24 protein-coding genes and 1 pseudogene are annotated in these 21,643 nt (G+C 46.6%); 14 read left to right on the top strand and 11 right to left on the bottom strand.

Features of this window, described 5'->3' with window-relative positions; all coding sequences use genetic code 11:
* Positions 1-10 precede the first annotated feature (10 nt).
* Complete coding sequence (locus tag QFZ78_RS21685; RefSeq protein ID WP_307550597.1) at positions 11-322, top strand: 4a-hydroxytetrahydrobiopterin dehydratase; 312 nt, start codon at positions 11-13, stop codon at positions 320-322.
* On the opposite strand, the gene QFZ78_RS21680 is transcribed toward QFZ78_RS21685, so the two are convergent.
* Positions 311-835: a GNAT family N-acetyltransferase gene (locus QFZ78_RS21680; protein ID WP_307550595.1), complete on the bottom strand. Its 525-nt coding sequence runs from the start codon at positions 833-835 to the stop codon at positions 311-313. The two genes, QFZ78_RS21685 and QFZ78_RS21680, sit on opposite strands and share 12 nt — an antisense overlap.
* Before the next feature lie 27 nt (positions 836-862).
* Between QFZ78_RS21680 and QFZ78_RS21675 the strand changes: the two genes are divergently transcribed.
* The 8 genes from QFZ78_RS21675 (at position 863) to QFZ78_RS21640 (ending at position 8,229) form a co-directional block, all read left to right on the top strand.
* Entirely contained in the window at positions 863-1,522 is a 660-nt protein-coding gene (locus tag QFZ78_RS21675) for a hypothetical protein (RefSeq protein WP_307550593.1), read from the top strand.
* A gap of 83 nt (positions 1,523-1,605) precedes the next feature.
* Positions 1,606-2,079 carry a GNAT family N-acetyltransferase gene (locus QFZ78_RS21670; RefSeq protein ID WP_307550592.1) on the top strand — a complete coding sequence of 158 codons (474 nt, stop codon included), beginning with the start codon at positions 1,606-1,608 and terminating at the stop codon, positions 2,077-2,079.
* 30 nt (positions 2,080-2,109) lie between these two features.
* A complete protein-coding gene (locus tag QFZ78_RS21665; protein WP_307550591.1) occupies positions 2,110-2,946 on the top strand; it encodes a sulfurtransferase in 837 nt (278 codons plus the stop codon).
* Positions 2,947-3,225: 279 nt separating this feature from the next.
* On the top strand, positions 3,226-3,897 hold the full coding sequence (locus tag QFZ78_RS21660; protein ID WP_307550590.1) for an ArsR/SmtB family transcription factor: 672 nt from the start codon (positions 3,226-3,228) through the stop codon (positions 3,895-3,897).
* Positions 3,876-5,153, top strand: a complete 1,278-nt coding sequence (locus tag QFZ78_RS21655) for an MFS transporter (protein WP_307550589.1) — start codon at positions 3,876-3,878, stop codon at positions 5,151-5,153. The genes QFZ78_RS21660 and QFZ78_RS21655 overlap by 22 nt, the downstream gene beginning before the upstream one ends.
* Positions 5,154-5,231: 78 nt before the next feature.
* Positions 5,232-6,803: an ABC-F family ATP-binding cassette domain-containing protein gene (locus QFZ78_RS21650; protein ID WP_307550587.1), complete on the top strand. Its 1,572-nt coding sequence runs from the start codon at positions 5,232-5,234 to the stop codon at positions 6,801-6,803.
* Positions 6,804-7,067: 264 nt separating this feature from the next.
* On the top strand, positions 7,068-7,703 hold the full coding sequence (locus QFZ78_RS21645; RefSeq protein ID WP_307550586.1) for a TetR/AcrR family transcriptional regulator: 636 nt from the start codon (positions 7,068-7,070) through the stop codon (positions 7,701-7,703).
* Between the two features lie 16 nt (positions 7,704-7,719).
* Positions 7,720-8,229: a DUF4188 domain-containing protein gene (locus tag QFZ78_RS21640; RefSeq protein WP_307550584.1), complete on the top strand. Its 510-nt coding sequence runs from the start codon at positions 7,720-7,722 to the stop codon at positions 8,227-8,229.
* Between the two features lie 204 nt (positions 8,230-8,433).
* Here the strand turns inward: QFZ78_RS21640 and QFZ78_RS21635 are convergent, their stop codons facing one another.
* The 3 genes and pseudogenes from QFZ78_RS21635 to QFZ78_RS21625 all read right to left on the bottom strand — a co-directional run.
* Entirely contained in the window at positions 8,434-8,745 is a 312-nt protein-coding gene (locus tag QFZ78_RS21635) for a DUF3817 domain-containing protein (RefSeq protein ID WP_307550582.1), read from the bottom strand.
* 70 nt (positions 8,746-8,815) lie between these two features.
* Positions 8,816-9,574, bottom strand: a complete 759-nt coding sequence (locus QFZ78_RS21630) for an exodeoxyribonuclease III (RefSeq protein ID WP_307550580.1) — start codon at positions 9,572-9,574, stop codon at positions 8,816-8,818.
* A 226-nt stretch (positions 9,575-9,800) separates the two neighbouring features.
* A pseudogene (locus QFZ78_RS21625) lies at positions 9,801-10,178 on the bottom strand (hypothetical protein); the annotation flags it as partial.
* Between the two features lie 221 nt (positions 10,179-10,399).
* Here QFZ78_RS21625 and cysK point away from each other — a divergent pair.
* Positions 10,400-11,332 (top strand): cysteine synthase A, encoded by a 933-nt coding sequence (gene cysK / locus QFZ78_RS21620; protein WP_307550578.1) that lies wholly within the window; start codon positions 10,400-10,402, stop codon positions 11,330-11,332.
* Positions 11,333-11,412: 80 nt separating this feature from the next.
* Here cysK and QFZ78_RS21615 read toward each other — a convergent pair whose 3' ends face one another.
* The 4 genes from QFZ78_RS21615 to QFZ78_RS21600 form a co-directional block, all read right to left on the bottom strand.
* Positions 11,413-12,948: an MDR family MFS transporter gene (locus tag QFZ78_RS21615; RefSeq protein WP_307550577.1), complete on the bottom strand. Its 1,536-nt coding sequence runs from the start codon at positions 12,946-12,948 to the stop codon at positions 11,413-11,415.
* A 118-nt stretch (positions 12,949-13,066) separates the two neighbouring features.
* Positions 13,067-13,573, bottom strand: a complete 507-nt coding sequence (locus tag QFZ78_RS21610; RefSeq protein WP_307550575.1) for a hypothetical protein — start codon at positions 13,571-13,573, stop codon at positions 13,067-13,069.
* Positions 13,570-14,040: a hypothetical protein gene (locus QFZ78_RS21605; RefSeq protein WP_307550573.1), complete on the bottom strand. Its 471-nt coding sequence runs from the start codon at positions 14,038-14,040 to the stop codon at positions 13,570-13,572. The genes QFZ78_RS21610 and QFZ78_RS21605 overlap by 4 nt, the downstream gene beginning before the upstream one ends.
* A gap of 185 nt (positions 14,041-14,225) precedes the next feature.
* Positions 14,226-15,008: a lipase family protein gene (locus QFZ78_RS21600; protein WP_307550572.1), complete on the bottom strand. Its 783-nt coding sequence runs from the start codon at positions 15,006-15,008 to the stop codon at positions 14,226-14,228.
* Positions 15,009-15,157: 149 nt separating this feature from the next.
* Here QFZ78_RS21600 and QFZ78_RS21595 point away from each other — a divergent pair, with 149 nt between their 5' ends.
* From QFZ78_RS21595 to QFZ78_RS21585, 3 genes are all read left to right on the top strand, one after another.
* A complete protein-coding gene (locus tag QFZ78_RS21595; RefSeq protein ID WP_307550571.1) occupies positions 15,158-16,873 on the top strand; it encodes an ABC transporter ATP-binding protein in 1,716 nt (571 codons plus the stop codon).
* 144 nt (positions 16,874-17,017) lie between these two features.
* Positions 17,018-18,088 carry an ABC transporter permease subunit gene (locus QFZ78_RS21590; protein WP_307550569.1) on the top strand — a complete coding sequence of 357 codons (1,071 nt, stop codon included), beginning with the start codon at positions 17,018-17,020 and terminating at the stop codon, positions 18,086-18,088.
* Between the two features lie 2 nt (positions 18,089-18,090).
* Entirely contained in the window at positions 18,091-19,047 is a 957-nt protein-coding gene (locus QFZ78_RS21585) for a hypothetical protein (RefSeq protein WP_307550568.1), read from the top strand.
* A 59-nt stretch (positions 19,048-19,106) separates the two neighbouring features.
* Here the strand turns inward: QFZ78_RS21585 and QFZ78_RS21580 are convergent, their stop codons facing one another.
* A complete protein-coding gene (locus tag QFZ78_RS21580; RefSeq protein ID WP_307550567.1) occupies positions 19,107-19,682 on the bottom strand; it encodes a hypothetical protein in 576 nt (191 codons plus the stop codon).
* A gap of 198 nt (positions 19,683-19,880) precedes the next feature.
* Here QFZ78_RS21580 and QFZ78_RS21575 point away from each other — a divergent pair, with 198 nt between their 5' ends.
* Positions 19,881-20,774, top strand: a complete 894-nt coding sequence (locus QFZ78_RS21575; protein ID WP_307550566.1) for a methyltransferase domain-containing protein — start codon at positions 19,881-19,883, stop codon at positions 20,772-20,774.
* Positions 20,775-20,935: 161 nt separating this feature from the next.
* Here the strand turns inward: QFZ78_RS21575 and QFZ78_RS21570 are convergent, their stop codons facing one another.
* Positions 20,936-21,130: a hypothetical protein gene (locus QFZ78_RS21570; RefSeq protein WP_307550564.1), complete on the bottom strand. Its 195-nt coding sequence runs from the start codon at positions 21,128-21,130 to the stop codon at positions 20,936-20,938.
* A gap of 55 nt (positions 21,131-21,185) precedes the next feature.
* A complete protein-coding gene (locus tag QFZ78_RS21565; RefSeq protein WP_307550562.1) occupies positions 21,186-21,461 on the bottom strand; it encodes a hypothetical protein in 276 nt (91 codons plus the stop codon).
* Positions 21,462-21,643 lie beyond the last annotated feature (182 nt).

Below are 21,643 nucleotides of genomic sequence, written 5' to 3'. Positions count from 1 at the left end.
GTGGTGATAGGTGAAGCTAGGGAGCACTGCCATTGATCAGAAGCTTGCGGAGGTGACTGGCTGGACGACAGACGATTACAAATGGATTGTGCGCAAATATCGATTTACGGCATTTATGCAAGGCATAGACTTCGTGAATGAAGTCGCGAACATAGCAGAAGACGTTAACCATCACCCCATGATCGCCATCGATTATAAGATGGTCACGCTGCGACTTACGTCCTGGCATGCAGGCGGCTTAACCGATTTGGATTTCGAATCCGCTGCTAAATTTGATCAGGCTTTCACTGACATTACTACTAGCGGTGGATCACCTGATTAAGCTCGGTCCGTTATATACCATGCAGTGAAAGGCAGCCATCCCCGTCGGAGTCCACTTTTCATACGTGTCTGTAATCGTAAAACCAGCTCTCTCGTACGTCTGGATCGCACGTTCGTTCCAGACAAGAACTTCTAGATCAATCTCCTGCAGGGGCGTCCGGTGCTGGGCTTCTTGAATAAGAAGTTGGACGAATTGGGTACCGATTCCGCTCCCTTTTCCACAAAGATCCGGTCGAAGTCCTAGCCCTAAACGTGTCACCCCAACAATGGGGAAGAATTGAACGAACCCAGACAATATTCCGTTGTCATCCACCACGGCTCGATACTGCTCAGATCGAATTTGAGGGTCAGCGAATTCAGCTTGTTCGTGAAGCATTGTCTCCCAAGGAGACCAATTGTATAAATCGTACGGAGGCGAATACTTCCAAGTGCAAAGTTCATGGCAATTCGCTTCAGTTAGGGTAACGACGCGCCATAGTAAGCTTGCCTGTATCTTTGTATCCGTATTTATCATCCTTTCATCTATTGGTCGGAGGTTCAAATGGATTGGCATAGTCATATTCCAATTAGCACAATAACTTTATTTTCTATGCTCGTTTTGGGATTAACCCTATTCCGAATCTCGTTGAAAACAAAATGGCCACTTGTGCTGTTTGTTTCCTTCGTTATTTCATGTTTATTTAGATTATTTTTATCCCAGCAGTGGGCGGAGAGCTTGCATCCTATGCTCATTATTGTAACGGAAGCGGTCTTTATTCACTATATATTTCGCGTGCGAAAGCTGCATGCGCTCATGGTAGCGTTCCTCGGCTCACTTGGCTATACGGTTTATTTGGCCATTGTTCTATTTATCATGCCGCTCATTACCCATATTTCAATTGATACTTATTTTGAGGGGCTTGATTCCTCTTATCGTGCTTTGAAAATGGTGGCTGCATTACTTACGTACCTCACGGCAGTGGTTCTGGTTAAGAAACGCTTAGGTTTTACCGTTCGAATCGAGTTAAGCTCCAAAAGTGCTTGGCTTCCACAGAAAAATGTCCTGCTGCATGTGTTTTTCTTCGCATTTCTCCTGTTCTCATTGACTTATTATGGAGTTAAGTTGGAAATAACGTCCATATTCTACTTCGCAGCAGGTTTATGCCTGCTATTGGGATGGATTATTTATCTCTTGTATCGGAAGGAAATGGAAGACATGTAACCGAGGATACCTTTCATCATAAAGGCAAGATTTGGGGTACAATGAGTATATAGACTTACATAGGAATAGGAGGTCACTTCTAGATGACCCAAGTTACAATTCGTGAAGCGGTAATGCAAGATATTCCGCAGTTGAAAACGTTAATGCTCGCTTATATTGTGGACTTCTATCAGTATCGACAACCCGAGGATGAGAAGTTGAACGGATTAATTCACCAACTGCTTGAGCAGAAGGAAGGAATTCAATTCGTAGCGGAGACGGATGACGGGATGCTGGTCGGCTTTGCGACCTTATATTTTACCTTCAGCACTCTGCGTGCTTCCAAAATAGCGATTATGAACGACTTATTCGTCATTGAGGCTGAACGTGGCCAAGGTGCAGCAGGGAAACTATTTGCTGCTTGCAAAGGATATGCCGCGAGAAATGGATATGCCAATTTAACATGGACAACAGCCAAAGATAACTTCCGCGCGCAAGCATTTTACGATAAAATGGGTGGAGATCGCAGTGATTGGCAGACGTACTCCGTTAATCCAACGAGTGGGATGGGCGATTAATCGAATGACGAAAGATGGTGGCATGAAACTGTGGAAAATATCGTAAGTCAGACTTGGCTGCTAGGACAGCTTGGCGATGCGAACATCGTGATTGCGGATTGCCGCTTTGCGCTAGGACAACCAGAATCAAGCAGACAGAATTATGAGAAAGACCATATAACAGGAGCTGTGTACGTAGACTTGGAGAAAGACCTGTCCGGTGCCAAAATGGCGCACGGAGGTCGGCATCCGCTCCCTGATCTAGGAGCCTTCTCTATCCTCGTGGGCAACCTCGGGATCGATGGTACGAAGACCGTCGTGGCTTACGACGATCAAGGCGGAGCCATGGCTTCGCGGCTATGGTGGATGCTGAAATTCCTCGGTCACTCCGAGGTATACGTATTAGACCAAGGGTATGCAGCTTGGAAAGCTGCTGGCTACCCGGTTACCGATGAAGTGTCCGCTGTGTTCCCGCGGACTTTCTCACCGAAGGTGAATCGCGCTATGCTTGCGAGCATGGACGAGGTCAAGGACAAGCTCGGCCGCCCAGGCACTGTGCTCGTTGACTCGCGCGAGGAGCGCCGCTACCTCGGCTTGGAAGAGCCGATCGATGCGGTGGCTGGCCACATCCCAGGCGCTCGCAACTTCTTCTGGAAAGGCGTTCTCGGTGAGAACGGCGCTTGGTTGTCAGCTGCGGAGCAGGAGAAGCACTTTGCCGCGCTGCGCGATGCCGATGAAATCATCGTCTATTGCGGATCCGGCGTGACGGCGTGCCCAAACGTGCTGGGCCTTAGCGAAGCGGGCTTTGATAACGTGAAGCTCTATAGTGGAAGCTGGAGCGATTGGATCTCGTATGAGGACAATCCGATTGCGAAGGGCGAGGAGTAAGTACTGGGAAGCCGCGTCGTACGCGGGTTTGAGGGCTGTGACAGGTTACCGAGAGGTGGGCTGTTGCGGCCCTCTTTTGGTTTGTAGAGTAATTATTTTCGTTCCCGAAGTCTCCCCCTGAACCTCCTATGAAGAATAGCTTTGCCTCAAAGTCACTTTAAGTTCATCATGTGCCGTATCGGAGTCAATGCCAGATGACGATGATATTACTTCTTGACGAACAGCCTGGTTGCATTCTATTATTCAATTAATGAATTGAATATGAAAGGGCGAACGATCATGGAATCTGTACCCGAGGCAATCACTTCCGCAAAAGAATTTAAAAATGAACTGTTTCAGCAGTTAGCACGGGTGGGGAAGTGTCTATCCAGCGACAAACGGCTTGAAATCTTGAGCTTGCTTACTCAGGGGCCTAAGTCGGTAGAGAAGCTGGCCCAAGTCACGGAGATGAGCGTGGCTAACGTATCCCGCCATCTGCAGGTTTTGCTCGATGCCAGGCTAGTGAAGTTCAGTAAGAAAGGTACATATGTCATCTATTCGTTGGCTGATCCTTCCATTGCCGCGTTTTTGTTTGCTTTGTGGAATATTGGCGAGAGCCAGCTTGCGGACGTCGCGCGGATTAGACAGGAATTCTTACAGGGCTATGAGGATGTGAGGACGCTATCTTTGGAGGAAGCGAGGGCGAAGATAGAGGCCGGAGCGATCATCCTGCTCGATGTACGTCCGAGAGACGAATACGAGGCTGGCCATCTGGCGGGAGCCATCTCCGTACCAATGGAGGAGTTGGAAACATACCTTCAAAATCTGCCTAGGCCCTTTGAAGTTGCGGTCTATTGCAGAGGTCCCTACTGCATCTGTTCGACACAGGCTGTAGCCAAGTTGCAGCGGGAGGGGATCATGGCATACCGGTTGGAGGGGGGAGAGTATGAATGGCTGAAGGCAGCGAATTGATTAGAGAGTACATTCATTCTCCTGAGAGACAGCAGCAGCTCTATCGGAGATCGCTTACGATCGTGATCATCGCCCAACTCTTCGGCGGAGCGGGACTCGCGGCAGGCGTCACGGTCGGAGCGCTGCTTGCTCAGGATATGCTCGGGACGGATAGCTTAGCTGGGGTTCCTTCGGCGCTATTGACGCTGGGCGCGGCCTCATCGGCACTGCTTGTCGGACGGCTTTCTGGGCGTTTCGGCCGTCGGGTAGGCCTAACCGTAGGTTTTCTTGCAGGGGGGATCGGCGCGATCGGAGTCGTATTCGCAGCCATCGCTAATAACCTTCCGCTTTTGTTCGCTTCGATGCTGATCTATGGCGCCGGTACGTCGACCAACCTGCAGGCGCGTTATGCGGGAACCGACTTAGCTCAGCCTAAGCAGCGTGCGAGAGCCATCAGCTTAGCCATGGTATTCACGACGTTTGGTGCGGTTGCGGGGCCGAACCTGGTGGAGGTCATGGGACGATTCGCTACATCTGTCGGCGCCCCTGCTCTGGCGGGCCCGTTTATGCTGGCGGCAGTCGCTTTTATTCTTGCAGGTCTAGTGTTATGGGCATGGCTCCGCCCAGATCCGTATATCGTCGCCAAAGCCATCGCCGAAGCGCAACAAGCGAATCCATCCGAAGCGGCGGTTAATGCGAATCTCTTGGCGCCAGCTGTCGGTAACCGGGGGATCTTCATCGGGACGACCGTGATGGTCTTGACGCAGATCGTGATGGTCGCCATCATGACGATGACGCCGGTCCATATGATGCATCACGGACATGGGTTAAGTGCGGTCGGCACAGTGATCGGCATTCATGTCGCGGCGATGTTTCTGCCTTCCTTGGTAACGGGAGTTCTTGTGGACAAGGTCGGGCGCACGTTCATGTCCTACACATCGGGGATCACGCTGCTGCTAGCGGGACTTCTTGCCGCATGGGCGCCGGCCGATTCGATGGTCTGGCTCATCATCGGTCTAGCGCTGCTCGGACTCGGTTGGAACTTCGGACTAATCAGCGGAACTGCGCAGATCATCGATGCGACATCTCCGACCACGCGCGCCAAGACACAAGGAACGGTGGATGTTCTAGTCTCATTGGCAGGGGCATCGGGTGGAGCGTTGTCGGGCATGGTCGTCGCCAATTCCAGCTTTGCCTTCCTCTCTCTGGCGGGCGGCTTCCTGTCTCTGCTGCTAATCCCGGTTATGATCTGGTCGCGCAGAGGGATCGGTCGATAGATCAAAAAGAGAAGAGATAAGCACAGTGATCTAGTGTTATAATCACGCTAGATAGACGGAGTTAGAAGGGTGATAGACATGAGTGTAATTCGTTTGGAGAACGTCACTAAGAAATATGAAGAGTCCCTGATCTTTCGCGATATCTATTTTCGCGTGACCCAAGGAGAGCGTATTGGCCTAATCGGACGGAACGGTGCCGGTAAGTCGACGGTTTTCAAGTTGATTATGGGTCAAGAAGAGCCAACGTCCGGAAAAGTGGAAATAGATCCGCAGGTTAAAGTAGGGTACTTCTCCCAATTCTCGGAAATGCGCGGAAGCCTGTCCGTTCAGCAAGAGCTAGAAATGTGCTTCGAGCAAGTCGCTCTTATTGAGCGTGAACTTAAGGAAGTTGGAGAAAAACTCGGTGTGATCACCGATGACGGCGAAATGGATCGGCTGTTGACAAGGCAGGCGGAGCTTTTCGAACAAATGGAGCATTTGGATGGCTGGAACGTATCCGTCGAGATTAACACAGTTCTTACGAAGCTGGGGTTCGACGAGAGGTCTCGCAATCAGCCTATCGATGAGTTGTCCGGAGGTTGGAGAAACCGTGCTGCGCTCGCCAAGATGCTAATTGAGCTACCTGATGTCGTCTTGCTCGACGAACCGACGAATTACTTGGATATGGAAGGTATAGCGTGGTTGGAGCAGTGGTTGTATCGGTTCAAAGGCGCTATGATTCTGGTGTCGCATGACCGGCAATTTATTGACAAAGTAGTCACGCGAACGATCGAGATCGAGAACTATCATTTTCAGGAATATGAAGGGAATTACACCGACTACATCCGCAAAAAGAAGATGCGCAAGAAGGAATTGGACCGCCAGTTCGAGTGGGAGGAAGAGCTACTTCTCATGGAGTCAGAAGCCATCGACAGCCGTGCAACCAAGAAATCTTCTAAGGACCGTCTCTCCCGCCAACTGGCGGATAACAAAAAGCGGATAGAGCCGCACCCCGTCAATGTTTTAATCACTGATATTTATGAGAGACTGCGCTTTCCTGACAAGCTATGCGAAGTCAAGAAAATCGGGCAGACCTACGATGATCGGTCGATCTTTCAGAACGTCAGCTTCGACATTCAGAAGGAAGACCGCTTAGTCATCGTTGGCCCAAACGGAAGCGGGAAGTCCACACTCATTAAGGTGCTTACGGGTCAGGAGAAGCCCGAATCCGGCGAGGTGATCTGGGAGAAGGGCGTCAGCTACGCTTACTTCAACCGGATGTGGGAGGAGCTTAATCCTAAGGATACCGTTAGCCACGCGGTGAATACGTACGGATTGGGACTGGATGCCCCGCGGAAAAAGGTGAACAAGTTTCTAGCCATGCTGCAATTCTCGGAGATGGATCTAAGCAAGTTCATCGGCAACCTATCCGGCGGACAGAAGGCTCGGGTCGCGCTAGCGAAATGCCTTCTGTCCGGTGCCGCGGTCATTATATTGGATGAGCCAACCAATCATTTGGATTTAACGAGCATTCAGGTAATGGAGCAGGCGTTGATCCATTTTCCCGGCGCCGTCATTACGGTAAGCCATGATCGGTTCTTTATTGATAAAATTGGGACAAAAATGCTGACCTTCGACCCGGAATTGGGGATAAGCGAGCAGAATTTGTAAGAAAGAGGTTTCTCATTTGGAGCTGGGTCGTAATGAGGAGTAAGAAATGAAAGACCGCGCGGGATACGGGTTTAAGGGTTGTAGCAGGCTACGATTAGTAGCCTGTTGCGGCCCTTTTTGGTTTCTTTGCAACAAATCTGATGGGATGGAGCTGCCATGAAGCCCTTCGTAGGGGGCATTTTAAAATTTACTTTACCTTGACAAAATAACTTAACTCATGTTAATTTATTAACTAAAGTTAACTGAAAATATAGGAGATTACTCATGGATCGGTCAGCTATTTCTTTAAGGGAATTAAAAAAGGCTAGAACCAAAGTGGCATTGTATGAAGCCAGTTTGTCACTAATAGGAGACAAGATGTTTCGAGACACGATGCTCGACGATATTTGCCGGAAGGCGGAAATATCTCGTGTTACGTTCTTTAAATTTTTTCAGAAAAAGGAAGATTTGCTCGTTTATTTTATGCGTGTGTGGTTAACGGAACGTATCATTGAGATCGAAGCGGAGGGTAAACGGGGATTCTCGGTTATCCAGCATGTGCTCCATAAAGTGGCGGAAGAGACTGAGGAAAGAGCGGGATTGATGCCAAGTTTGATATCTTTTCTGGCAGAAATGAACATGCATCCTTGCATGCCGGAATTGAGTGAAGCAGAGGTTCATTTGCTTTTCCCTGATCATGAGGAAGTTGGCGCGCAGACACCTGACATGTATAAACTGTTTCATCGTTGCATGACCGAGGCGGATACGGATGGAAAGCTAAGAAAAGAATTTACGGTAGAAACAGCAGTAAAGGTTCTGTTTACAGTGTTTTACGGAGCATTTTTGACTGCTCAACTATATGGTTCTAAGGATATTAAGGGCTTTTATAACACCCATCTACAATTGCTTGAAAATAGGTAAAAGGAGCGATGAATTCATGAGTAAAGTAATTCCGGGCAGATTTACGGCGCAGATGGATGGTTCTTTCGTTGTCTTTATCATTGGGATGAGAGTGAACAAATTATGGGCTCTACATAAGTGGCTGCCTGTGGCCAAGGCAATGAATCCAATGCTTCAAGAATTGTATCGCAACCCTGAACTAGGTTTCATAGATGCCAGTTTTCATCTTTCTTGGCGAGGCGTGACCATTATCCAGTATTGGAAAACGTTTGAGCAATTAGAGCACTATGCAAGGCATGGTGCAACCCATTTAGAAGCGTGGCGTAATTTCAATAAAAAGGTTGGAACGGACGGCGTTGTCGGGATCTACCATGAAACCTATCTGATCCCTGAAGGGAATTATGAATGTGTGTATAACAACATGCCTATCTCTGGACTTGCAAAGGCTGGAAGCCACGTCCCCGCCATCGGAAAACGTGAAACGGCAAGCAGAAGGCTTGGGCGGGATGGAGAGCCAGCTGTTCCAACACCTTCTAATCCGGCATAAGTGATTGTGCTGAGTGGAGGTCGGATTATCCCAATAGGTTAATTTATAAGGACTATGATAGGCTGCCTTCGGGTAGGCTGTTGCAGTTCTTTTTGTTTTACAAAAGTCTTGAATTTCAAGACTCGCTGAAAAGCAAAAGAACCCCATAAAAGGGGTTCAAAGAAGTGCTTGGGAATAAATGAAATAAAGCGGGTTGAACATGGTCTAAGCCCTCTTTTTCGGGTCAATGGGTTGACCCTTCTTTAGCTCCAACTCCTCGTTCTGGATCATACGATCTTGCTTGATGAAGAGGAACGGGATGAAAATACAGGCAATAATTAGGAGTGCTCGCTTCAAATTCCAACGTCTTTGCACAAAAGCGTGCAAAGACGTTAAAATGTAAAGTACGAACATCACGCCGTGAAACATACCGCCGACAGCAACAAGTTGAGGCTGGTCCAAGAAGTATTTAAACGGCATGGCAATAAACAGGAGGAAAAGATAGGAGATACCTTCAATATAGCTTGTTAGACGCAAACGTCCTAAGGAAGAGGTAAGTATAATAATCGCTCCATTCTCGTTTTCAACGTTTTTGGAATTGTTTTTATCAAATCAAATCGAGTTCCAATACGACAGGACAATGATCGCTTCCCAATATATCGCAGTCAATTTGTGCATCAGTGATCTTAGGACCTAATCTAGTAGAAGCAAGGAAGTAGTCGATTCTCCATCCCACGTTCCGCGCTCTTACGCCTGGCATATTAGACCACCACGAGTAGACATCTGTCCGATCTGGGTAGAGATGTCGGAACGTATCGATAAATCCCGCATCTAACAATTCCGTCATTTTGCCGCGTTCCTGAGGGGTAAATCCTGAATTATTGAGATTCCCTTTTGCATTCTTAATGTCAATTTCATGGTGGGCAACATTCAAATCGCCGCAAACGATAACTGGCTTTTGGGCGTCTAGTTGCAAGAGGTAGCTTCGAAAGCGATCTTCCCACTCCACTCGGTAATCCAGCCTGGAGAGATCCCGTTTAGCATTGGGTGTATAGACGGTCACTAGGTAGAAATTGTCGAATTCCAACGTGAGAATCCGACCCTCTGGCTCTTCGTTCTCCTCCATACCATATCTCACCGATAGCGGTTGAATTCTTGTAAAAACGGCAGTGCCGGAATACCCTTTTTTAACCGCATAATTCCAATATTGCGTATAGGCTTCGCCTAGTTCTAGGTTAATTTGTCCTTCCTGCAGCTTCGTCTCTTGAAGACAAAATATATCTGCCTCCATTTGCCCGAAATAATCAATAAACCCTTTATTTACACATGCTCTCAACCCATTAACGTTCCAGGATACAAGTTTCATCTTCATCTTTTCCCCTTGCTGCTTACAGTCATATATAGTTCAGTGTACCATAAGTTCGTCCCCGTCAGCGATGTATGAAGATATGAGAAATATTCCTTACATTCGCTCCTCCACTTCCACCATTGGATTATATACAACAGATTACTGATCCCTACACGTAATCAGCCATTTGATTGGACTAAATCCACTCTATTGCTCAGATACCGAGGTTTTGAGTCAAGTTCAGACGATTCTGTATATCATCGAAGGAGAAATGCATCATTTTCCAACCCATAGCGATTAGAAACGTTTCGCGATTCAGCGAGTAACTAAACTTCTCGCGATCCATATCTTTGACATAACTCTGAAAACCGTCACATTCAATACCAAAACGACCAAAGGGCGTTATATAGGCGAAATCGATAAATTGGGATTTGCGATTCCAATCATAAATTTCATACTCCGGATGCAAATGGTCGAGATGACCGAACAGAGGATGCCAGACATTCTGGAGAAAAAGCTTTTCTGCGTATAAATGTCCCCTAATGAGACGCCTCTTTCTTTCACCACTTCTGAGAGCAGCATGATGATCAATGAATGCTTGATGCGCAGTTTCAAAATCCAAATGCTCAAACCTCCTCTGCTAAAATAAAAAAACGCCCTTTCGCCAAAAGGCTAAAGGACGTTCTTCGTCTACGGTTATTATACCAAATAAGCATAATATAAGAAAATAGCGTACCTATCTATCAGCATTATTGATTTATTTTTTCACTCGCATGCGTGATATACTGTGTTTATCCGATTAAGTTCATAGGTTTAATAAAGATGGAAAGGCGGGGTTTTCTTATGACGAAAATTTATAGCAATTTGACAGAGTTAATCGGTAATACGCCGCTGCTTGAGCTCTGGAATTATAATAATCGGCACGGACTTGATGCCAAAATTGTCGCGAAGCTGGAGTATTTTAACCCGGCTGGCAGTGTAAAAGATCGTATCGGTTTCGCGATGATTAAAGAGGCTGAAAAATCAGGAAAGATCAATAAAGATACTGTCATTATTGAGCCTACCAGCGGAAATACAGGAATCGCACTTGCTTTTGCAGCCGCTGCACTTGGGTATCGGTTAATCATTATATTGCCTGATTCTTTTAGTATTGAACGTAGGAAATTATTAAAGGCCTTAGGTGCAGAACTCGTTCTCACTCCAGCCTCTGAAGGCATGTTAGGCGCAATTAAAAAAGCAGAGGAATTAGCTGCAAAGATGCCAAACTCCTTTATACCGCAGCAATTTAGCAATCCAGCCAACCCGGAGATTCACAGAAATACCACGGCCGAAGAAATATGGAAAGATACAGACGGTAAAGTCGATATTTTCATCGCGGGAGTTGGCACGGGAGGGACAATTACTGGTGTAGGCGAGATACTGAAACAGAGAAATCCATCCGTCCAAGTGATAGCTGTCGAGCCATCCGATTCACCTGTCTTGTCAGGTGGCAGTCGTGGCGTACATCATATTCAGGGTATCGGTGCCGGGTTTGTTCCAGATAATTTCCACAGATCAATTGTTGATGAAATATTTACTGTGACCAATGAAGATGCTGTAACGACGGCCCGTGAGCTTGCCAGAACGGAAGGTCTGCTGGTCGGCATCTCATCCGGCGCGGCAGCTTACGCAGCAAGAGAAATTGCTAAACGGCCTGAGAATAAAGGGAAGACCATCGTTGTTATCCTGCCAGATACCGGTGAGCGGTATTTGTCTACGAATCTATTTGATGAGTGATAAGTTAACACGCAAAAGAAAGACCAGGTCCGCGGTGGATCTCTGGTCTTTCTGTGCTGCAGTTTATACGGAAACCGCCCTTAATGCGATGCGGCCGCGAATGTATCTTTATCTGTTTCTATAACAAATTTCTCTTTGCTCATGGCAAAAGCGGCAACTAAAGCGAGTGCAGCAGGGATAAGTCCCCACGCAAATGTGGCCACGATGGAGGAGGAGAGTCCTTCTGATATTTTCGCAAGCAATTGCTCCGGAATTTGAGTGCGAGTCGCGGGGTCAAGCAGAGCATGTGGGTCCTTAAAGTCTAGGCCCTGCGGCATCGCAGATTGGCCACTCCCCGTAAAGGCATCCGATAAATGCCGGGTTAATGAATGGCTTTGAATAATGCCGAAGATGGTGATTCCGATCGTCATGCCGAGTGAGCGAAGGAAATTCAGCGTAGAGTTCGCTGCCCCTCGTTGACTGGCAGGTACAGAATGAATAGCAGCGTTACTGAGCACAGAGAATGAAGCGCCGATTCCCAAACCGACTAATATCATATAGGCAGTGATAAGCAAACGCGATGAATCTGGCGTCAACGTAATCAGAAGTGCCATACCTGCTACAAGTAGAATGAGGGTAGAGATCAGGATGGCTCGATATGAGAATTTACTAATGAGGAAGCCGCCCACGGTAGCTGTAACAACTGTGCCGAGCATCATAGGCAGAAGTACGAGGCCTGAGTTCGTTGCGCTTCCTCCGAGAACGCCTTGAATGAAGATCGGAATGTAGACAGATGCCGTAATGAAGGCTGCTCCACTTAACATCGCGATCGCATTGCTTGCCGAATAGAGGCGATCCCGAAACATCCGGAAGGAGATAATAGGTTCCTCTGCCCGCGTCTCCACATAGAGGAAAGTAACCGTGAGAAGAGCAAATCCAGTAAATAAGCTAATGATCTGAGCGGAGTTCCATGCGAATTGTTTACCACCAAGCTCCATGGCGAACATGAGGCAGACGATGGCACCAACAAGCGAGAATGCGCCGGCCCAGTCGATACGCTGTTTAGCATGCTGGAGGGATTCCTTATAGAAAATGGCAACCATCAGGAAAGCAATCAGGCCTAATGGTAAATTAATATAGAAAATCCACTCCCACTTAATATAGTCGGTCATATAAGCGCCAAGGAGCGGTCCGAAGATGCTGGACAATCCGAACACTGCTCCAAACAATCCCATTAGTTTGCCTCTGCTTTCCGGTTTAACCGCATCGAACATGATTGTGAAAGCGATAGGTACCAAGGCACCGCCGCCAATACCTTGAATGGCCCGGTACAAGCTTAACTGTACGATCGAGGTGGCTGTTCCACAAAGAGCAGATCCAAGCATAAACACTAAGATGCCAAAGATGAAAAAACGTTTGCGCCCATACATATCCGATAGTTTACCGAAAATCGGCATCCCTGCCATTTCAGCGACCATGTAAGCCGAAGTTACCCAAACGAATTTATCGAGTCCTCCAAGGTCTGCGATAATGGAGCCCATAGCTGTCGCAACGATGGTATTGTCCATCGAAGCCATTAGAATGGCTAGCAGTAATCCGGCTAAAACAATGCCGGTTTGATTTGTTGATTTCGTCATGTGATCATTTCCCTTCTTCAATCATTAATTTGTATAAACCGATTATAAACAAACAACCCTGACAAGAGTCTGTCAGGGTTGAAACCGTGTGAAGAAAAGAATGATCGCTAGAAGTTGTCTATGAAATCTTCTTATGCTCCGGAAAAAACAGATGGTAAAGTAATAAATGAATAGATTGCAAAAATAAATAAATCGGTATCGAATTAACGAGCTTATACCCATGTTTGTAATGAAATATACCAACGAGTTCGCTTAGCCACTCGACACCTATGCCCATTGACGTCCAGAGTAAGATGTAGGGTATCGTGTAGAAACCATGAACACTCCATTTTTTGTAAAAATAAATAAATATATAACCAAATGGCGCATACATCGTATAGGAAAAAATATCAAACGGCTGATAATGGGATTCGTCACCGACATCGTAGAAATCAAAGGGGGGGACGGCAATGGTATGATCAAACATGAGACCAAAAACAACCCCAATCAATAAATTAAACAAGCTCTGTGTTAAGGTAAACTTTTTGGGTAATATCCAAATCGCAAGGGCCCCTACGACAATCATCGCAATGACGAACCATTCATTTCCGTTGAATCCATCATCGTAAATGGTTACGTCGTTCATAGAGATCTCTCCTTTTGCATTAGATGAATTAATAAGCGGCCAAACCAATAAGTTAAAATCATAAGTGAAACGATTATTAGGCACTCATAGAAGATGTTCCATTTCACATAGGTTACTGCACCATTTAATCTTAGGAATTGGCCTGTGCACAAGATAAAAGAGAATGTATACAGAGAAATGCCTATTTTTGTACGGCGTTTCAATGTAGTCAGATAGACATTAGCAAAAGTTAGAAGTGTTAATGAAAAGGTGAAATCCCTATGTAAAATCATCGAAAGGAATTCAGGAACCTTTTTGCTGAGTTGGAAAACGCCTATAGTGTCACTTAAGATCGTTAATTTGTTAATGTCCACGACAGCTAAGAACATGTAAAGCAGCACGTTCGTAATGACAGACAACTTATTGGGCAGGAAGGCAAATATATGGATACTAAACCAAACAAAAAGCAGGCAAATGACGAGTATCAAGGCAGGGCTCCTTTGCGACAAAATAATCGAATTGCGTAAAAAGATGCAAATAAGTATCGTCTCCTATTTTTACCTTTATTGAGTTGTTTAAACCTTTCTCTTAGGAGGGGACCGCTGACCTCTAGTAAAAAAATAAAGATCGCCTCTTACCCGGCCTTTCTGGTCAGGTGGTTGGCAATCTTTTTTCAGATCGGGCAAAATCCCGGAGTCTGGGCGTATAACTGCTGCATGAAGCGGGGATCCAGCTTGGCAAGTTCGGCGAAATAGCTGCTAATCGCGTGGTTAGCGGAGACAGAGCCCCCTTGAAAAGTGAATTCAACCCCCTTTTTCACATGAATATAGTGGTAAACCTTATCCGTTCGAGGAGATCTATAAATGAAAGGCGGAAGCAAAGGGACGAAGTCGTTGGTATTATAAATCCGATAGTGAGGCCCGGTCCTAAGGTTGAATAAGCTGGCGAATGCCTGATTTCCAACACGCGGTGAAGCATAAGTATACACGGAAGGATTTTTGAATTTCGTGTTTGTAGAAATATCGGTGGCGCATAAAGCAGCGAGCGCTCCTCCAAGACTGTGTCCTGTAATGTACAGCGTCTTCTCGGTGGAAAGCTTGTTTAGCGCTGTCACAATCGATTTGCGGGCTGAACGGTAGATGTCGAGAAAACCTTCGTGTACGAAGCACTGCTCTTTTGTGTAAGGAAACTGGATTTGCCTCGCAATGGCATCGGAGATCCAGTCGGATGTCGTATGCGTGCCTCGAAATACAATGACAATTTGCGCATCGGATTCGGCAATAAAGCCGAAAAACTCTTTTTCACTCAGGATGGAAGTTGCCTTGAAGGAAGACACCATCCGGTAATTGTGTGGCATAATAACGCTTTCGGGACCATTTGCAAGTAGGATATAACTTTGGCTGCACATAGCTGCTAGAAAGATAGCCGTCCGTGTATCTAATGAGTTGCTGAGCATAAGTCCATTCCTCCATACACGCAGGATGCTGTTCTCCTATATATATGAAAATAGTAGACAGCTGTCCTCCGACAATCGCCTATTTTCTAGGAGACTTCCAGCTTGCAGATCCTATCAGGTATAATAGGCGAAGGAAGGTGGAGATACATGTGTTAAAACGCTTTTTTTCGTATTATCGGCCCTATAAGCACTTATTTATTTTGGATTTTATCTGTGCGGTCGTGGCTGGGCTCCTAGAACTAGGTTTCCCACTTGCTGTTAATCAGGTCGTCGATAAATTGCTTCCTGCCGGGAATTGGATTTGGATTCTTTGGGCTTGCGCGGGTTTGCTTGCTGTCTACGGACTCAACACGGTGCTAAATTTCATAGTCACGTATTGGGGGCATAAGCTAGGGATTAATATCGAGACGGATATGCGGAAAAAGATGTTCGATCATCTGCAGAAGCTTTCATTCCGGTTCTATGACAATAACAAAACGGGTCAATTGATGTCCCGTATGGCAAACGATCTACTTGAGATTGGTGAAGTTGCGCATCATGGTCCTGAGGACTTGTTCATTGCAGTAATGACCCTGATCGGTGCACTTCTGCTTATGCTTCATATTAATATGAAGTTAGCGCTCTTAACCTTCGTTATCGTCCCATTCTTGCTATGGATAGCGGTGTATTTTAACCAAAAAATGACGAAAACGTTCCGTCGAATGATGGGCGACCTCGCCGATATTAACGCAAGAGTCGAAGACAATATTGGCGGGATTCGTGTTGTTCAAGCTTTCGCAAATGAGTCCTATGAGAAGAAACTGTTTGAGGATAACAATGGACGGTTCCGGTTGACGAAACTGATTTCCTATAAAATCATGGCGTGGAATGTCTCGCTGAGCTACATTTTGATGCGTCTGGTAACGGTCTTTGTCCTTATTTGCGGCACATGGTTCGTGATTGACAAGCAGATTAGCTATGGGGAATTTATTGCATTCGTTCTCTTAACGAACGTTTTCCTCGGTCCCATTCAGAAAATCAATAATGTCATTGAGAGCTACCCCAAGGGAATTGCTGGCTTTAAACGGTATGTTGAAGTTATTGATACGGAGCCTGAGGTAGCTGATCTGCCGAACGCAGTGAAGGTTAGTCATCTAGATGGCCAAATTACGTTCGACTCGGTGTCATTCGGCTACGGAGATGAAGCCCGAGTATTGAATGATATCAGCTTATCTATTCGAGCAGGGGAAACCGTTGCTTTCGTAGGTCCTTCGGGCGCAGGGAAGACTACGATCTGCAGCTTGCTGCCTCGATTCTACGATGTGAGTGCCGGCAGCATTTCCATTGATGGACTCGATATTCGCAGCATCCAGCTGGAGTCGCTGCGCCGTCAGATCGGCATCGTGCAGCAGGATGTGTTCCTGTTCTCCGGCACCTTGCGGGAGAACATCGCGTACGGCAAGCTTGGCGCGACGGATGAGGAAATCTGGGATGCTGCGCGGCGCGCGCAGCTGCAGGGTTATATTCAGACGCAGCCGAAGGGGCTGGATACGGTTGTCGGTGAGCGCGGCGTCAAGCTCTCAGGCGGTCAGAAGCAGCGCCTCGCGATCGCGCGGATGTTCTTGAAGAATCCGCCGATTCTCATCCTCGATGAGGCGACATCGGCACTCGACACGGAGACAGAAGCGGCGATTCAGCAGTCGCTCTCCGAGCTGTCGCGTGGCCGCACGACGCTAGTCATTGCCCACCGGCTGGCGACGATCAAGAATGCCGACCGTATCGTCGTCGTGACAGAGCAAGGCATTACCGAGCAAGGCGGACATGAGGAGCTCATCGCTGTAGGCGGTGTGTATAGCCGCTTACACCAAGCACAGTTCAGCTCTTGAGCCGGGCTGCAGTAAGCTAGCTTAGGCTAGTTTGCTGCAGCCTCTTTTTATTCCCAAAGATAGGATAGAACTTCCAAATGAATCGTGATAAACTATGGAAATGGTTATCTACCGACGGTGAATAATAGAACGAGGTGACGATAGGTGAAGTCGATATTTCGGTGGTTGTTGCTTGGGGTATTTACACTCGTGTGCATCTTCTTTTTGAGCAATTTCCGTAACGCCTTCTTATCTACGCAGCCGGATCAGATTCGGATCGCAATAGGTCCGGATACGAGCATCCAGAAAATAAGTGAGCAGTTGCCTGGCAGTCAAGTTCTAAATGATAAAGCTGGCTTACTGTCTGTTCCTTATGGAAAGTCGTGGGACTATATCGGAAAGACAATGACGATCAAAGGCATATTTCGAGCGACCACTGTGCCTCTCGAGCATCCCATTATTTCCTGGCGTTATTACGGTTACTCGCTGAAAGAGCAAATCAAAGGTTTCGCTCATGGTGACTTTGGCAAATTCCGCAATCCTTTCAATAGGAAAGAGGTTGCTGTTCTTGGGGAGCTCCCCAAGATGCTTCTTCGCACATGCACTTATTTCATTCCTGGTTTACTGCTCGCGATTGTGCTTAGTGTGCTCTTTGCGATGATAGCATCCATGTTTCGCCGATTAGGTGCCTTAATGGATGGTACACATGCCTTGCTTGTTGGCTTGCCTGATTTTTTCTTAATCGTTCTCATCCAATTGGGTGCGATCTATGCGACGAAATATTTGGGGCACTTTGTGCTGCTTATTGTTCAAGTCGGTGATAAGACGCCGTTCCTCATCCCGTTTCTCACGATCGCGCTGATTCCCTCGGTCACTATCTACGGTACCCTTCGCATTGCGATCGCACGTGAGCTTGGACAGGACTATGTAGTTACGGCACTAGCTAAAGGGTTAACCCGCAGAGAGGTGCTGATCTCTCACGTTATGCGAAATGTAATGGCTGATTTGCTGGCGATCTTGCCCAAAGCAACTACACTGGCACTGGCCAGTATGGCGGTTGCGGAAGCCATTTGCGGAATTTCCGGTTTGGGAGGCTTTATCGTCTCGCCAGCTTTACAGAATGTCTCCTCCATGTCGGCTATCTGTATGGCACTTGCGCTAGTCGCTATGGCTTTTCATGTGTTATACGCACTCCTACGTAAGAAGTTTATTGTTCGGACAGGGGAGGTGGCTTGACGATGATGAAACGCTCATCAACTGCTTACTACTGTTCGATTGCACTCATCGTGCTCATCCTGCTTGTGATGATATTCGGCACATGGCTGATGCCCCATGGGATTACACCGGATGACAAGATTAATATGCTCCAATATCAAGAAGACGGCAAAACGAGATACAGTATTCCTCCATACGCGCCGAACAGCACCTTCCTCCTGGGCACCGACCATAGGGGCTTTGATGTGCTGAGTTTATTGCTGAATGGGTTGAAATATACATTGGGCACGGCGCTAGCGTTAACCTTGTTTCGCTTTGTTTTTGCTCTGCCATGGGGATTGTGGAGCGGAACCTCGGGCAAAGGATGGGGCATTCTTCGCTCCATGCAGTGGGTCGTTTCCTCTATGCCTGCGTTTATTTTCTTGTTCCCGCCTTTAGCGGGCATGTACTTTGGGCTGCGGCTCGATCAGGGGTTGAAGGCAGACCCGCATTACCAGCTGCTGTTCACGGTTACTTTCGTTAGCCTAGTCACATTCATTGGGATATTCCCATTAGCCCATCAGGTGGCAGATCGGACACGTTATTATAATGAACGACTATATATTGAAGCTTCTCGTTTGATGGGCGGTTCTGTGTTCCATCGAACGATGCGGCACTTGGTTCCGTGTATGAGAAATGAAATGTTGTTCATCTTCCTTAGCGAATTCATGCAGGTGCTCTTCTTGTTAGGGCAGTTGGCTGTTTTTAACATTGTACTTGGCGGGATTGAGACAATTGGTGATAGCGATGCCGGCTATTCCATCGCCATCACAACATCGGGTGAATGGTTATCGCTAATCGCCTATGGCTCAAGATACATTAGACTGCATCCATGGATTATTCTGAGTGCAGGCACCAGCTTCGCAGGACTATTCCTAGCGCTGCAGTTTTTCTTGAATCAGCTCAAACGACGCTACGGAAGTGAACGTCAATTGATGTAAGCAAGCAAAAAGGTCGGGTTCCATCCTAAAGATGGGCTCCCGACCTTTTTCCATGTGAATTATCGCAATGAGCTGAGTTGGATGTCCAATCTAGCAGCAACGCCTGCAGGCGCAGCGTCACTACGAGGTCCACCAAAGTTAAAAGCGACGATGACGATGTCATTACGGCCGCGTCTCAAGAACCGACGTATGTTGAAGGTACGACCAGTGTTGTAGAATGGAGGGGTATTTTGTGGTGCATCATAGACCAGCGGCACACCATTGATGATCACTACAGCGTAATTGTCGACCGACAAGAAGAGGGATGCGGCGAGAATGGCTCTCCGCTGAGAGAGCGAGAATCGTGTCGAAATGACGGCATTCTCAGCGCTCAGATTGCCGGAGTACCACACATAGTTGGCGTTAGTAACCGGTACCCATGCTGGATTACGGGGAATAATCTGGGCGTTGAACCAAGAGTTATCGGTTCCGATCGAAATTGTACGCTGGCTCAGGAAGCGGCCTGCTCCTAGTCTGTTGTGCTTTCTCAATTGAGCGTGGTACAGCAGCATAGCCTTTGTTTTCGGTAGGCCTGCACTTTTGGGAAGTTTAACAATTTTACTCGGTCTACCTGCGATACGTTGTTTCTTAATCATCTAACCATCTCCTATCAAAATATGAATTTACTTACAAAGTATTCTATGTTTGATAGAGAGATTTGCGAGGGTTAATAGCTGATAGAGTTCTAAAAAAGGTTGCCCTAATTTTTATTTATCATGAAAACGTAAATTTAATGTTATAATAACACATATTATATGTTAAAATAATAAAAAATTATGAGGGGGAAACCTAACGTGGATGACAAAAACGACAAAACTAAGAGACTCTCTGTTTACTTACCGGAGAAAGTAAAGTCGGATCTGGAGCAAATGGCTGACGAAACAGGCTTGTCAATGACACAGTTAATTGTGATGGCCACGCATGGCCTTCTAGCCAACTACTCCGCACAGGGTGGAGCTATTTTCGCTGATTTATTGGCAGCCAGACAACGAATTCTCCACGAAGTGAAGGATAAGCATCAGCTTTTAAACGAAGAAAAAGTGAAAATGCAAGAATACTACGGTGCTCGAGCGGAGGAGTATGAACGGATTTATCACCGAGAGGACGCTGGGTTCCAACAAGAGCTTGGTCTTTTGAGCGAAATGGTGAAGAAGCAGGTGGAGAGGCGCAACGTTCTTGAGATAGCTTGTGGAACCGGGTATTGGACCGAAATTGCCGCGGGCACTGCGAAGCGCATCGTAGGTGTTGATATTCGTCCTGAAGTGCTGCAAATTGCTAAGTCTAAGCCGTGGCCAGCATCGAATGCAGCATTTGTTCAGGGGGACGCGTACCAGCTCTCCGATGTGAACGGGGTTTTCGACTTTGGTCTTGCCAACTTCTGGTTTTCGCATATTCCGAAGAATCGGATTGAGTCATTTCTGCAGAGTTTCCACCAACGTTTAGGCACAGGTGCTCGCGTCTTTATCGCCGATAATGTTTACGTACCGGGAAGAGGCGGAGAGCTGATAACGAAAGAACATAGTGAGGATACCTACAAAAGACGCGAGCTGGCTGATGGATCCATGCATGAAATTATCAAAAACTACTACTCGTATGAAGAGCTGAACGACATTTTTAAGCCTTTATCTCAACATTTGCAAATATTTGTTGGAAACAGCTTCTGGTATGTTAGCTACACAGTTGCTTGAAATAGAGAAAGTTTATTGGTAGCAATTACTCACGATATACATTAGACAAGCAAAAAAAGCTTAGTCAAAGCCCTGAGGCTGCATTCTGACTAAGCTTTTTTCCGTATGAGATTCCGAATAGCACAATGAGTTCCTCATTTAAATGCATATCGCCAATCTAATTATTTATTATTTTCATCTTCATTTTGTCGTCTTTTCATTACATTATTCACTAAGTTCTGAGTTGCGTCTTGCGTGGATGCCGTTACGTTTTCAATGGCGTTCTGTACATAATTCGTTGCTGATTGAACCCCGTTTTTAAAGATACTCGTTTTATTTACATCAACTTTATTCAGGTTATTCGTATTGTCAGACATCGTTCCAACCTCCAATGATAGATTCTAAATGTAATATTTGAACTGTCGGTTGACCTTATCTATCCATCTCATCGTCTTCCGTAGTCACGTTTAACTCCTGCTCGGCATCCATCTCAACAGCGGCGTCGAATACGTTCGCCTTCGGCACCTGAGTTATATCTTCCTTTTGCTGCACCCAATAACCGACGTTACGATACCAGTACTGAAACGAATCGTCCAATTGCTGCTCTCGGTTACGATCCTCGTTAACATCGGAGTCCACTTCTATCTCATTTCCGAGAAGCCCGTCATTGCGATTCTGTATTCGATTGATATCATCCGATGTATCCATGTTGAATTTCCCTCCTAATCATTTTTATCCTGTTGAATTGACTCCGTAATAACGTTAGTTACAATCCGAACCTTACATCATAACGCCCCTCCATCCTTGTATGGATTAATCTGCATAGATAGGGTCCGATTTATTCAAAAAAGTATGGTATAATATCCCATAAATTGCGATCTAAAGGAGTG

Source organism: Paenibacillus sp. V4I5, from assembly GCF_030817255.1.
GTDB lineage: Bacteria > Bacillota > Bacilli > Paenibacillales > NBRC-103111 > Paenibacillus_E.
This window is presented reverse-complemented; position numbering and strand designations above follow the sequence as displayed.